We start from the raw sequence: 13,762 nt of genomic DNA, 5'->3' as shown, positions 1-13,762 counted from the left end.
ATATGAAAATCCTCGTAGTCGGCTCGGGCGGCCGCGAACACGCGCTGGCGTGGAAACTGGCCCAATCGGAACGCATCCAGACGGTCTTCGTCGCGCCCGGCAACGGCGGCACCGCGCTCGATGCGCGCCTGGTGACGGTCGACCTGCTTGACCCGGAGGCGCTGGCCGATTTCGTGGTGCGTGAAGGCGTGGCCCTGACCCTGGTCGGCCCGGAAGCGCCGCTGGCGGCCGGCATCGTCAACCTGTTCCGCTCGCGCGGCCTCAAGATCTTCGGCCCCACCCGCGAGGCGGCCCAGCTCGAGAGTTCGAAGGATTTCGCCAAGGCCTTCATGCACCGCCACGGCATCCCGACCGCGAAGTACGAGACCTTCTCGAGCGCCGCCGCGGCCCACGCCTACATCGACGCCAACGGCGCGCCGATCGTGATCAAGGCCGACGGCCTGGCGGCCGGCAAGGGCGTGGTGGTCGCGATGTCGCTGGACGAAGCCCACGCTGCGGTCGACCACATGCTGTCCGATAACGCCTTCGGCGACGCCGGCGCCCGCATCGTGATCGAAGAATTCCTGGCCGGCGAGGAAGCCAGCTTCATCGTCATGTGCGACGGCAGGAACGTGCTGGCGCTGGCCACCAGCCAGGACCACAAGCGCCTGAAGGACGCCGACCAGGGCCCGAACACGGGCGGCATGGGCGCCTATTCGCCGGCGCCGATCGTGACGCCGTCGATGCATGCGCGCGTGATGCGCGAGATTATCAACCCGACCATCCAGGGCATGGCGCGCGACGGCATCCCGTTCACCGGCTTCCTGTACGCCGGCCTGATGATCGATGCCGACGGCAACCCGCGCACGCTCGAGTTCAACTGCCGCATGGGCGACCCGGAAACCCAGCCGATCATGGCGCGCCTGAAGAGCGACTTCGCCACCGTCCTGGAACACGCCTGCAACGGCACCCTCGACACGGTCGAGCTGGAATGGGACCGCCGCACCGCCGTGGGCGTCGTGATGGCGGCTGCCGGCTACCCGGACAGCCCGCGCAAGGGCGACGTCATCGACGGCATCCCGCCGGAAGCGCCGGAATGCGTCACCTTCCATGCCGGTACCAGACTCGTGGACGGCAAGCTGCAGACCAACGGCGGGCGCGTGCTGTGCGTGGTGGGCCTGGGCGACAGCGTCAAGATGGCGCAGAAGCGGGCGTATGAAACGGTCGAGAAGATCCACTTCAATGGCGCGCAGTACCGGCGCGACATTGGCTGGCGCGGCGTTAAGTAAAAGCCGCCCTCAGAAGGCTTTTACGAGCCGCCCTCAGAAGGCTTTTACGAGCCGCCCTCGGAAGGCTTTTACGGGCCGCCCTCGGAAGGCCCTTACGAGCCGCCCCTGAGTAGGCTCTTGCGAGCCTGCCCCGGCAGGCTCCAAGCCCCGAACCAACGCCAGATAGAGACATCCGGTGGGCCGGTGTACAATCGGCCCACTTTTTCATTTCAGTCGTTCATCATGTCATCCCCCAATCCCGCCGCCGTCAAGGCCTGGCTGCTCGCGCTCCAGGAGCGCATCGTCCACGGTCTCGAGCAGGTCGACGGCAAACCGTTCCTGCGCGAAGAGTGGCAGCGCCCCGAAGGCGGCGGCGGCGTCTCGCGCCTGGTCGAGGAAGGCCATGTGTTCGAACGCGGCGGCGTGAACTTCTCACACGTGCGCGGCGCCGCCCTGCCGCCGTCGGCCACCGCCGTACGCCCGGAGCTGGCCGGCCGCGCCTGGGAAGCGATGGGCGTGTCGCTGGTGCTGCATCCGCGTAACCCCTACGCCCCGACGGTGCACATGAACGTGCGCTTCTTCGAGGCGACGGCGCCCGGCAAGGACCCGGTCTGGTGGTTCGGCGGCGGCATGGACCTGACCCCGTATTACGGCGACGTCGAGGATGCGCGCCACTTCCACCAGGCCTGCCACGATGCGCTGGCGCCGTTCGGCGCCGAACTGCATCCGCGCTTCAAGGCCTGGTGCGACGACTACTTCTACCTGAAGCACCGCAAGGAACCACGCGGCGTCGGCGGCATCTTCTTCGACGATTTCAACGAACTCGGCTTCGAGCAATCGTACGCCATGGTGCGGGCCGTCGGCGAGCGCTTCCTGGACGCCTACCTGCCGATCCTGCAGCGCCGCAAGGACCTGCCGTATGGCGAGCGCGAGCGCGACTTCCAGGCCTACCGGCGCGGCCGCTACGTCGAGTTCAACCTGGTGTGGGACCGCGGCACCCTGTTCGGCCTGCAGTCCGGCGGACGGACCGAAGCGATCCTGATGTCGATGCCGCCGATCGTCAAATGGCGCTACGACTGGCATCCCGAACCCGGCAGCCCGGAGGCACGGCTGTATTCCGACTTCCTGGTGCACCGGGACTGGCTGGCGCCGTGACCGGCACCAGGAGCGCGCCGGAACGCAACCGCTGCATCGCCGTCCTGGGCGGCAGCTTCGATCCCGTGCACCAGGGCCACGTCGCGCTGGCGCGGCTGTTCGCCGGCCTGTTGCGGCCGGACGCGCTGCGCATCCTGCCCGCCGGCCAGCCGTGGCAGAAGAACGGCCTCGCGGCCAGCGACGCCGACCGCGTCGCGATGCTCGAGCTGGCCTTCGCGCCCTTGAACGGCGCCGCCCTGCCGGTCACGATCGACCTGCAGGAAATCGAACGTAACACGCCAACGTATACGGTCGAGACCCTGCGCGCGCTGCGCCGGGAGCTCGGTCCGCGCGCCTCGATCGTGTTCCTGATGGGGGCCGACCAGTTGCGCAAGCTCGACAGCTGGAACGAGTGGCGCGAATTGTTCGCGCTGGCCAACCTGGGCGTGGCGACGCGTCCCGGCTACGAGCTGGCGCAGGAAGCCTTGCCGCCGGCGGTGGCCCAAGAACTGTCGACGCGGCTGGCGACACCCGACACCGTGCGCCTGAGTGCGCACGGAAAAGTCTGTCTTGCGCCGACACTGGACGTGGACCTCTCGTCCAGCCAGCTGCGCGCGGCCTTGCAATCGGGCGCAGATGCAAGCGCGCTTGGGATGGCGCAAGTGCTAGACTATATTCAACAACATAACCTGTACAAAAACTAATGGATATCAAGAAACTGCAAACCCTCGTCGTCGACGCCCTGGAAGACGTGAAAGGGCAGGACATCGTCCTGTTCGACACGACCCACCTGACCAGCCTGTTCGACCGCATCGCGGTGGTCTCGGGTACGTCGAACCGCCAGACCAAGGCGCTGGCCGCCTCGGTGCGCGACAAGGTCAAGGCGGCGGGTGGCGACGTGATCGGCATGGAGGGCGAAGACACCGGCGAATGGGTGCTGGTCGACCTGGGCGACATGATCGTCCACATCATGCAGCCGGCCATCCGCCAATACTACCGCCTCGAGGAAATCTGGGGCGAGAAGCCGGTCAAGCTGGGCGCCGCCAAGCGCAAGTCGACCGTCGAAGGCCTCGAAGCCGAGGCCGCCAAGCCGAAGTCGAAGCACCTGGCCGCCAACCAGGCGCAAGAAGAAGCCAAGCCGGTCAACGAACGCAAGCCGGCCGCCAAGCGCGCGACCAAGGCCGTTGCGGCGACCGACACCGCCGCCAAGCCTGCTGCCAAGAAAGCGGCCGTCAAGAAGACCGCCGCCAAGGCGGTCCCGACCGGCAAGACCGTGAAGGTCGCACCGAGCAAGACCGAAGTCGCCGCCGTCGAAGCGACCAAGGCCAAGCCGCCGAAGCGCGTGAGCAAGGCGGCTGCGCCGAAGGCCGCCCCGGCCGCCGATGCGCCGGTCAAGAAGGTGATCCGCCGCATCAAGAAGGACGCCGAGTAAGGGTCCACATGCAGTTGATTATTGCCGCGGTCGGTCACAAGATGCCGGCCTGGATCGAGTCCGGCTTCACCGAGTATACGAAGCGCATGCCGCCCGAGCTGCGCATCGTGCTCAGGGAGATCAAGCCGGTCGAGCGTTCCGGCAGCAAGACCGCCGCCACCGCGATGGCGCTCGAGCGCGAGCGCATCGAGGCGGCCCTGCCGAAGGGCGTGCGCATCGTCGCCCTGGACGAACGCGGCAAGGACCTGACCAGCGTCGCCTTGTCCCAGCAACTGGAAACCTGGCAGCGCGACGGCCGCGACACCGCCTTCCTGATCGGCGGGGCCGACGGCCTCGATCCCGAACTGAAGGCGCGCGCCGAAGGGCTGATCCGCATCTCCAGCATGACCCTGCCGCACGGAATCGTCCGGGTCATGCTGGCGGAACAGCTGTACCGCGCCTGGTCGATCACCCAGAACCATCCGTACCACCGGGTCTGAGCGGGCCCCACCCAGAACAAGAACAGCGATGAAAAACCAGCACAACAAAATCTACCTCGCATCCAAGAGCCCGCGCCGGCGCGAACTGCTGCGCCAGATCGGGGTCGACTTCGAATTGATGCTGCTGCGCAGCGACCCGGGCCGCGCGGTCGACGTCAGCGAGGACGTGCTGCCGGGCGAAGACGTCCACGATTACGTGGCGCGCGTGGCCAGGGCCAAGGGCGCTTTCGCCTTCAACATCCTGCTGCAGCGGCGCCAGCCGCTGCGCCCGGTCCTGACCGCCGACACCACCGTCACCATCGACGGCGACATCCTCGGCAAGCCGGCGGATAACCGAGAAGCGGTCGCCATGCTGGAGCGCCTGTCGGGGCGCACCCACCAGGTGCTGACCTCGGTGGCCGTGCATTCCCAGCACGTGGCCGAGCAGGTCACGCAAGTGTCGAACGTGCGCTTCGCCACCCTCAGCCCGGCCCAGATCAGGGCGTATTGCGCCACCCTGGAGCCCTATGACAAGGCCGGCGGCTACGGCATCCAGGGACCGGCGGCGCTGTTCATCGAGCACATCGAGGGCAGCCATTCGGGCATCATGGGTTTGCCGCTGTTCGAGACCGCCAACTTGCTGCGCAAGGCGGGCCTGGCGATCTGATTCACCGCTTCGGCCGCAGGGCCGGCGCGTGTATCATGTCCTCCTGAACAATACGCACGGCAGGATCCATGAACGAAGACATCCTCATCAACATCACACCGCAGGAAACGCGCGTGGCGCTGGTCCTGCAGGGCGCGGTACAGGAGCTGCACATCGAGCGCACGCTCACGCGCGGGTTGGCGGGGAACGTCTATCTGGGCAAGGTGGTGCGCGTGCTGCCGGGCATGCAGTCGGCCTTCATCGACATCGGCCTGGAGCGCGCCGCCTTCCTGCACGTGGCCGACATCTGGGAAGCCCGCAGCCACGACGGCGGCAACGCCCCGCCCACTCCGATCGAAAAACTGCTGTTCGACGGCCAGGTGCTGACCGTGCAGGTCATCAAGGACCCGATCGGCACCAAGGGCGCGCGCCTCTCCACCCAGATCTCGATCGCCGGCCGCATGCTGGTGTATCTGCCGCAAGACCACCACATCGGCATCTCGCAGAAGATCGAAAAGGAAGCCGAGCGCGAACGCTTGCGCGCGCATCTGCAAGGCCTGCTGCCGGCCGAGGAAAAGGGCGGCTACATCGTGCGCACAATGGCCGAGGAAGCCTCGAGCGACGACATCGCCGCCGACGTCGACTACCTGCGCAAGACCTGGGGCGCCATCGTGCAGGGCGCGCGCACCCTGCCGCCCACCACCCTGCTGTACCAGGACCTGAGCCTGGCCCAGCGCGTGCTGCGCGACTTCGTGCACGACGAGACGGCCACCATCCAGGTCGACTCGCGCGAGAACTTCCTCAAGCTGGCCGAATTCGCCCAGGTCTACACCCCGAGCGTGCTGTCGCGCCTGACGCACTACACCGGCGAGCGGCCGCTGTTCGACCTGTACGGCGTGGAAGAGGAAATCCTGCGCGCGCTGGGCCGGCGCGTGGACCTGAAATCGGGCGGCTACCTGATCGTCGACCAGACCGAGGCGATGACGACCATCGACGTCAACACCGGCGGCTACGTCGGCGGACGCAATTTCGCCGACACGATTTTCAAGACCAACCTGGAGGCGGCGCACGCCATCGCGCGCCAGCTGCGCCTGCGCAACCTGGGCGGCATCATCATCCTCGACTTCATCGACATGGAGAACAACGAGCACCGCAACGCGGTGCTGGCCGAGCTCAAGAAGACCCTGGCGCGCGACCGCACCAAGGTCTCGGTGAGCAGCTTCTCGGCGCTGGGCCTGGTCGAGATGACGAGGAAGCGCACCCGCGAATCGCTGGCCCATATCCTGTGCGAGCCCTGCCCGGCCTGCTCGGGCAAGGGCCAGGTGAAAACCAGCCGTACGATCTGCTACGAGATCCTGCGCGAACTGCTGCGCGAAGCCAAGCAGTTCAACCCGCGCGAATTCCGCATCGTCGCCTCGCAGGAGGTGGTCGACCTGTTCCTGGAAGAAGAATCGCAGCATCTCGCCATGCTGGGCGACTTCATCGGCAAGCGCATCACGCTGCAGGTGGAAAAAGGGTATCACCAGGAACAATACGACGTGATCCTGATGTAGGTCCGGCCGCTGGAGGGCATCCGATTCGGCAGGGTCCGCGTGGTTCACTACGCGACGACTCACTGAAGAGGATACCCATGCACCGCCTGCTCCACCCGATCCTGCCGAAGTTCTCCTTCTCTCTCGCCTGCTCCCTCGCTGTTGACCTCGCCCTTGACGGTCAGCCCTTGCCCCATGGCGAGGGTCCGCCGGCGCTGCTGTCCGCCGACGACCTGCGCACCGGGTTCGCGCCACGTCAAATGGCTGTGCCGGATTCAGGTGCGGGTGTTCGTCGATCGTGTTTACGATAAAGAGCGCCTATCAAGCTGATAGAAATAATTTGATGCATTTATTGCATTGTGTGTGTCATCTCACAGAGCCAGGCTTTCGTGCTGGGCTATGTTGTTGAGGTTATTTCATAACCCTATAAACAGCGAGGACAAGGATGACCACTTCCAACCATTCCAGCCCGGTCGACGGCGCCGGTTCCATCCTGAGCACCGTGGGCGGCCCATCGGACGCCAATCCACCGAAAAGCCTGGGTGTCAGCAACCCGGTCGCCGACCGCCTGCTCGACAAGATCCCATCCGAGCAGGAACTGGCAGCCGACCGTCCTTACAATGCGACCAAGGCCAGCGAGTACGGCGAGGCCGCGCGCACGCCGACTGAAGGCGAGCAGTTCAAGCCGTCCACGCACGCCGCCACCGGCAGCACCGCCAGCGAGATCATCGCGGGCGACAAGGTGGGCGACGGCAATCCGCCGAAGGGCGAAAACCCGACCACCGACCCGCTCGACCGCGTGCGCGTCGATCCGGCCAAGCGCCACCTGACCACCAACCAGGGCGTGCCGGTGGCCGACAACCAGCATTCGCTCAAGGCCGGCCTGCGCGGCCCGACCCTGCTGGAAGACTTCATCCTGCGCGAGAAGATCAGCCACTTCGACCACGAGCGCATCCCCGAGCGCGTGGTGCATGCGCGCGGCTCGGCCGCCCATGGCTACTTCGAGTCGTATGACGACTTCGGCAAGCTCACCCGCGCGGTGCCGTTCTCGAAGAAGGGCAAGCGCACCCCGGTGTTCCTGCGCTTCTCGACCGTGGCCGGCGAACGCGGCTCGACCGACACCGCGCGCGACGTGCGCGGCTTCGCGGTCAAGTTCTATACCGAGGAAGGCAACTGGGACCTGGTGGGCAACAACATTCCCGTGTTCTTCATCCAGGACGCGATGAAGTTCCCCGACCTGGTGCACGCGGCCAAGCCGGAACCACACCACGCGATGCCGCAGGCGGCCACCGCCCACGACACCTTCTGGGACTTCGCTTCGCTCTCGCCCGAGATCGCGCACATGCTGTTGTGGACGATGTCGGACCGCGCCATCCCGCGCAGCTACCGCACCATGCAGGGCTTCGGCGTGCATACCTTCCGCCTGATCAACGCCCAGGGCGAAGCGCGCTTCGTCAAGTTCCACTGGACCCCGCTGCAGGGCACCCATTCGCTGGTATGGGACGAAGCGGTGCGCATCTCGGGCGCCGATCCCGACTTCCACCGACGCGACCTGTGGGAGGCGATCGAAGCCGGCAACTTCCCTGAATGGGAACTGGGCCTGCAGATCTTCACCGAAGAGCAGGCCGCCAGCTTCCCGTTCGACGTGCTGGACCCGACCAAGATCGTGCCGGAAGAGCTGGTGCCGCTCACGCCGGTGGGCAAGATGGTGCTGGACCGCAACCCGGACAACTTCTTCGCCGAGACCGAGCAGGTGGCGTTCTGCACCTCGCACGTGGTGCCGGGCATCGACTTTTCCAACGATCCGCTGCTGCAGGGCCGTAACTTCTCCTACCAGGATACCCAGCTGACGCGCCTGGGCGGCCCGAACTTCCACGAGATCCCGATCAACTCGCCGATCGTCCAGATCCAGAACAACCAGCGCGACGGCTTCCACCGCCAGGCGATCAACCGCGGCCGCGTGAACTACGAACCGAATTCGCTGGGCGGCGGCGCGCCGTTCCAGGCCGGGAAGGCGGGCTTCACCAGCTTCCCGGAACGCATCGTCAGCGAAGACAAGGTGCGCGGCAAGCCCGAGCTGTTCGCCGACCACTACTCGCAGGCGACCCTGTTCTGGCAAAGCCAGACGCCGGCCGAGCAGAACCACATCGTGAACGCCTTCCGCTTCGAGCTGACCCGGGTGCAGACGCCGGCCGTGCGCATTCGCACGCTGGCCCTGCTGGCCAACGTCGACGCGACCCTGGTGGCGCGCGTGGCCGAGGGCCTGGGACTGGAGGTGCCGGAACCGCTGCCGCTGGCGACCGATGCACCGATCCCGACCTACCCGCCCTCGCCCTCCCTGTCGCTGCTGAGCCGTCCCGGCCAGACCGGCATCAAGGGCCGCCGCGTCGCGGTCCTGATCGCGAGCGGTGTGGACGACAAGGCGGTCAAGAAGCAGTACGCGAGCCTGCTCAAGGACGGCGCCGTACCGCGCATGGTCGGCAATATGCTGGGCAAGGTGACGGCGCGCGACGGCGACCCGATCGACGTTGAAATCTCGGTCGAGGCCGGACCGTCGGTGATGTACGACGCCGTGATCGTGCCGGACGGCGACGCGGCGGTCGAGGCGCTGGCGAAAAATGCCCAGGTGCAGGAATTCCTGCGCGAGCAGTACCGCCACGGCAAGCCGATCCTGGCCTACGGCTCGGGCTCGAACCTGCTGGCGAAAGCCATGATCCCGCAGAAGCTGCCGGACGGTTCGGCCGATCCGGGCCTGGTCCTGGGCGACCCGGCCAATGCCGACGCGGCGCTGGACGCCTTCAAGACGGCGCTGGCCGGCCATCGCGTGTTCGCGCGCGAGACCGATCCGCCATCCGTCTGACCACTACCACGGTGGGAATAAGTTAGATTCCTGCCTGCGACGATCGTTATAATCGTCCAGCGGCGCCGCGCAGTTCGCGGCGCCGTTTTTTTTCCGCTTCCGTTTTTCAACCAGAAGGACTTCGATGCTCTGTTCACATTGCGGCGCGCAGATGGCGCCCGACGCCGCCTTTTGCTCCGTATGCGGCAAGGCCGCCGGCACGGCCCCGGTCAACCTGGACAAGCCCGGCGCGTCCGCGCCGCAGTCGGATGACGGCATTCCCGGCGGCACTCCCGGCAGCATTCCGGATGGCGTCAAAGGCTGGAGCTGGGGCGCCTTCCTGCTCAACTGGATCTGGGCGATCGGCAACCGCAGCTGGATCGGGCTGCTGGCGATGGTGCCCTACGTCGGCTGGATCATGGCGCTCTGGCTCGGCTTCAAGGGACGCGAGATGGCCTGGAAGAACAAGCAGTGGGACAGCCTGGAACACTTCAACCGCGTCCAGAGAAAATGGTCGCAATGGGGGATCGGCATCACGATCGCCGCCATCGTCCTGGCCGTGCTGGCGGCCATGCTCGCGCCCGACGTCGACGAGGCCGGCCGCGCCGTCACGGCGCAGCGCGACCAGGACGAGGCGCCGGCGCGCGCGAACGACGCCGCCGTGACCGCGCGCGGCATCGTCGACAGCAAGGCCGACGACCTGCCGGCCTCGCTGTCGACCGTCGCCGGCCTGCTCGACCGCCGCACGAATGCCGACGGCAGCCGCGCCGTCACCCTGGGCGGCAGGGTCTTGTTCAGCGGCGAAGACGCCGGCTGGCAGTTCCCGCTGCGCAGCTTTGCGCTGTCGGGCGGCAAAGAGGCGATCCTGATGGCCAGCAGCGGCGGCCGTGGCGCCGGCTGCGAGACCCTGTTCTTCTTCCTGCTGGCCGATGCGTCCGGCGTCAGGCCGACGCCGATGTTCGGCACCTGCGCGGCGCGCGGCAGCTTCGTGCAGCGCGGCGACACGATCGCGCTCGAACTGCCGGACGTCAGCGGCGCCTCGACGTTCGTGCTCGAGAATGGGGTCGTGCTCGAGGACGGCCAGGTGGTCAGCCTGACCGGCATGAACGACCCTTCGCGCTGAAGGATCGGGCGGTCGGGGTCAGCGCGGCGGCGCGAAGAACAGCTGCTCCCCGCCCGGCCTGAACGAGGCGATGCGCGCTTGTCCTTCGGGCGAGGTGATCCACTCGATCAGCCGTTTCGCGCCCTTGTAATTCACCCCCGCATGCCTGGCCGGATTGACCGCGATGATGCCGTAGGGGTTGACCATGCGCTTGTCGCCTTCGACCACGATCGCCAGTCCGGTTCTGGCCTTGTAGGCGGAGTAGGTCGCGCGGTCGGTCAGCGTGTAGGCGCGCATCTCGGCGGCCATGTTCAGCACCTCTCCCATGCCCAGGCCTGCCGACACGTAGTTGGCGCCCCGCGGCTTGACGCCGGCGCGCTGCCAGTAGGCCTTTTCCATCACGTCGGTGCCCGAGTTGTCGCCGCGCGAGATGAACCTGACGCCCGCGCCCGCGATGCGCCTGAAGGCGTCGATCACGTCCTTCGATCCCTGGATGCGGGCCGGATCGGACCGGGGGCCGACCACGACGAAGTCGTTGTACATCACGTCGCGCCGGTCGACGCCCCAGCCTTCCTCGACGAATTTGTCTTCCATCTCGCGCGCATGGACCAGGGTCACGTCGACATCGCCGTTCCTGGCCAGTTCGAGCGCCTTGCCGCTGCCGACCGCGATCACGCGGACCCTGGTGTTCGTTTTGGCTTCGAACACCGGCAGCAGGTGCTTGAGCAGGCCCGAGTTCTCGGTGCTGGTGGTGGTCGACAGGCGGATCACTTCCTGCGCCAGCGCCGAAGACGAAGCGAAGGTCGCGCACAGCAGGACGGCCAGTAATGAACGGCGTTGCATGGTTTTTCTCCTTGTTGTCATCGAATGCGTTTCATCGTACTTCCAGCTTCCCTTCGCGCAGCTTGAGCCGCCGCACGCCGGGCAGGTTGATCAGGTCGCGGTCGTGGCAGGCCATCACCACGCTGGCGCCCTGCCCGACCAGGGTCGGGATCAGTCCGATCACCTGCTCGCGCGCCGCGCCGTCGAGGTTGGCCGTGGGTTCGTCCAGCAGCAGCAGGCGCGGCTGCAGCACGCGCGCGCGCGCCAGCGCCACGCGCTGCTTCTCGCCGCCCGACAGGCGCGCAGGATCGTTGTCGCGCAGGTGCAGCACGCCGGCCCAGGCCATCGCCTCGTCGACCAGGCCGCGCACCTGCTGCCTGTTCACGCCGCGCGCCAGTAAGCCATAGGCGATGTTGTGGCCGACGCTGGTCGAGAACATGATCGGATGCTGGTGCACGTAGACGATGCCGCGCCTCAGCTGGCGCGGATACGGATACAGCGGCAGGCGGCTGCCTTCGAATTCGACCGTGCAGGCGTCGCACCGTTCCAGCCCGCCGAGCATGCGCAGCAATGTGCTTTTTCCGGCGCCGTTGGCGCCGGTCAGCACGTAGGCGCTGCCCTTGCCGATGTCGAGCCGGGCGATGTCGAACAGCAGGCGCTCGCCGTAGGCCTTGCGCAAGCCGTGCACGGTGAGCAGCGCGGGCATGGTCGGGGTCATGGTCGGGTTCAAGGTTGGGTTCACGGTCGGGCTCAAGGTCGGGCTTAAAGGCGCGCCCCGGGGTTGTGCGCCTCGCCCTGCAGCAGCACCAGCACGCCGTTCATGAGCAGCGCCAGGGTCACCAGCACGATGCCCAGCGCGATGCCCTGGGCGAACTCGCCCTTGCTGGTCTCGAGCGCGATCGCGGTGGTGATGGTGCGCGTCTCGCCCTCGATATTCCCGCCCACCATCAGCGCGCAGCCGACTTCCGAGATCACGCGCCCGAAGCCGCTGATCACGGCCGCCATCACGCCGTAGCGCGCCTCGTGCAGCACGGTGAACATCACGCCCACGGGCGAAGCGCCGTGGGCGATCGCGGTCTCGGCGTAGCGCGGGTCGAGCGCCTGCACCGCCGCCAGCGTGAAGGCCAGCAGCACCGGCAGGCCGATGATGAGTTGCCCCAGGACGATGCCCGGCTGCGAGAACAGCCATTCGAGCCCTCCCAGCGGCCCGCGCCGCGACAGCATCAGGTAGAGCAGCAGGCCGATCAGGACGGTGGGCAGCGACAGCGCGGCCTGGGCCAGCCAGACCGCGATGCGGCGCCCCGGGAAGCGGTGCATGGCGATCAGGTAGCCGAGCAGCACCGCCGGCGGCGTGGCCAGCATCAGGCCCAGCAGGCTGGTCTTGATCGAGACCCAGACGATGCGCCACAGCGCCGCGTCGCCGCTGAACAGCAGGGCGAAGGCGTGCGCGGTGGCGTCCAGCAGGCCCATCTAGCCACGCGGGTCGTCGTCGCCGCGCAGGTCGGGACGGACGTAGGGCACGTCCAGCAGCTGCGGCTCGAACACCAGGCGTTCGTGCCCGGCCAGCAGCAGGAAATGGCGTCCGCTGCAGCGCGCCAGCAGCGACATGCCGACTCGCTCGGCCACCATCCGGCCCATCTGCGTCGTGCCCGAGCGCGACAGCAGGAAGGGAATGCCCATCTGGGCGCCCTTGATCACCATCTCGGAAGTGAGCCGGCCTGTGGTATAGAACACCTTGTCGGCGCCATCGACGCCGTCGAGCCACATCAGGCCGGCGATGGCGTCGACCGCGTTGTGGCGGCCCACGTCCTCGACGAAGTACAGCAGCTCGCCGCGCTGCGTGAACAGCGCGCAGCCGTGCACCGAGCCGGCCTGCTTGTACACCGACTGGCGGGTGCGGATGGTGTCGACGATGCGGTAGACGGCCGACTGCGCCAGGCGCGCGCCGGCAGGCAGCGCGATCTGGTCCACCTCGTCCATCAGGCCGCCGAACACCGAGCCCTGGCCGCAGCCGGTGGTGACCACCTTCTTCGCGGTGCGCGCTTCGACGTCCTGGATGCCGTGGCGGGTAACCACGGCCACCGCGTCCACCGACCAGTCGACCTGGATCGACACGATGTCGTCCAGCGCGCGCACCAGGCGCTGGTTGCGCAGGTAGCCCAGCACCAGCGCCTCGGGCGCGCCGCCCAGGGTCATCAGGGTGACCAGCTCGCGCCGGTCGACGTAGAGCGTCAGCGCTCGCTCGGCGGGAATGGCGATGGCGCAGCGGCGTCCACGCTCGTCGATGGCCAGCACCTCGTGGGTCAGGACGGCGCGCGCCTCGGACAGCACCGGCCGGCCGGCCGGCGCTCCATGGCGCGCATCGCTGGGCATGATATTGCCGGTTGCGTCCTTCCTGGCCAAGACACTATCTCCTGTCGGTTGTCGCCGGTTCCATAAAATCAGTATAAACCTCCGATGGCGGCGCACGGCTGAACCCATTTACCTTTATGCAAGTTCACTTGCGATGCGCCGCGCCAGGCGGTATAAAGTGTGCCCCCTGTCGATCTA

Annotated in this window: 13 protein-coding genes; 9 read left to right on the top strand and 4 right to left on the bottom strand. The window is 67.2% G+C overall.

Annotated elements, in window-relative coordinates:
• The first annotated feature begins 2 nt into the window (after positions 1-2).
• The 9 genes from purD to ACZ9AQ_RS16835 all read left to right on the top strand — a co-directional run bounded on the left by purD (position 3) and on the right by ACZ9AQ_RS16835 (position 10,411).
• Entirely contained in the window at positions 3-1,268 is a 1,266-nt protein-coding gene (gene purD, locus ACZ9AQ_RS16875; RefSeq protein WP_429205583.1) for a phosphoribosylamine--glycine ligase, read from the top strand.
• 222 nt (positions 1,269-1,490) lie between these two features.
• Entirely contained in the window at positions 1,491-2,402 is a 912-nt protein-coding gene (hemF, locus tag ACZ9AQ_RS16870) for an oxygen-dependent coproporphyrinogen oxidase (protein ID WP_429205585.1), read from the top strand.
• Complete coding sequence (locus ACZ9AQ_RS16865; protein WP_429205586.1) at positions 2,399-3,085, top strand: nicotinate-nucleotide adenylyltransferase; 687 nt, start codon at positions 2,399-2,401, stop codon at positions 3,083-3,085. Before hemF ends, ACZ9AQ_RS16865 begins: the two co-directional genes overlap by 4 nt.
• On the top strand, positions 3,085-3,813 hold the full coding sequence (gene rsfS, locus ACZ9AQ_RS16860; RefSeq protein WP_429205587.1) for a ribosome silencing factor: 729 nt from the start codon (positions 3,085-3,087) through the stop codon (positions 3,811-3,813). Before ACZ9AQ_RS16865 ends, rsfS begins: the two co-directional genes overlap by 1 nt.
• 8 nt (positions 3,814-3,821) lie before the next feature.
• Positions 3,822-4,292, top strand: a complete 471-nt coding sequence (gene rlmH / locus ACZ9AQ_RS16855) for a 23S rRNA (pseudouridine(1915)-N(3))-methyltransferase RlmH (protein ID WP_429205589.1) — start codon at positions 3,822-3,824, stop codon at positions 4,290-4,292.
• Positions 4,293-4,320: 28 nt separating this feature from the next.
• Positions 4,321-4,938, top strand: a complete 618-nt coding sequence (locus ACZ9AQ_RS16850; protein WP_429205591.1) for a Maf family protein — start codon at positions 4,321-4,323, stop codon at positions 4,936-4,938.
• 68 nt (positions 4,939-5,006) lie between these two features.
• Positions 5,007-6,470, top strand: coding sequence for a ribonuclease G (gene rng / locus ACZ9AQ_RS16845; RefSeq protein ID WP_429205593.1), 1,464 nt, complete (start codon positions 5,007-5,009; stop codon positions 6,468-6,470).
• Between the two features lie 424 nt (positions 6,471-6,894).
• Positions 6,895-9,309 (top strand): catalase, encoded by a 2,415-nt coding sequence (locus tag ACZ9AQ_RS16840; protein WP_429205595.1) that lies wholly within the window; start codon positions 6,895-6,897, stop codon positions 9,307-9,309.
• A gap of 124 nt (positions 9,310-9,433) precedes the next feature.
• The gene (locus ACZ9AQ_RS16835) at positions 9,434-10,411 is read left to right on the top strand and encodes a zinc ribbon domain-containing protein (protein WP_429205596.1); all 978 of its coding nucleotides are present in this window, start codon (positions 9,434-9,436) and stop codon (positions 10,409-10,411) included.
• A gap of 18 nt (positions 10,412-10,429) precedes the next feature.
• Here the strand turns inward: ACZ9AQ_RS16835 and ACZ9AQ_RS16830 are convergent, their stop codons facing one another.
• The 4 genes from ACZ9AQ_RS16830 to ACZ9AQ_RS16815 are packed head-to-tail and all read right to left on the bottom strand — an operon-like array spanning position 10,430 to position 13,585.
• Entirely contained in the window at positions 10,430-11,233 is an 804-nt protein-coding gene (locus ACZ9AQ_RS16830; protein ID WP_429205597.1) for an ABC transporter substrate-binding protein, read from the bottom strand.
• 31 nt (positions 11,234-11,264) lie between these two features.
• The gene (locus ACZ9AQ_RS16825; protein WP_429205679.1) at positions 11,265-11,918 is read right to left on the bottom strand and encodes an energy-coupling factor ABC transporter ATP-binding protein; all 654 of its coding nucleotides are present in this window, start codon (positions 11,916-11,918) and stop codon (positions 11,265-11,267) included.
• Positions 11,919-11,974: 56 nt separating this feature from the next.
• Positions 11,975-12,682, bottom strand: coding sequence for an ABC transporter permease (locus ACZ9AQ_RS16820; RefSeq protein WP_429205599.1), 708 nt, complete (start codon positions 12,680-12,682; stop codon positions 11,975-11,977).
• Entirely contained in the window at positions 12,683-13,585 is a 903-nt protein-coding gene (locus ACZ9AQ_RS16815) for a formate dehydrogenase accessory sulfurtransferase FdhD (protein ID WP_429205681.1), read from the bottom strand.
• Positions 13,586-13,762: the final 177 nt, after the last annotated feature.

This window comes from Massilia sp. UYP34 (assembly GCF_056279385.1).
This window is presented reverse-complemented; position numbering and strand designations above follow the sequence as displayed.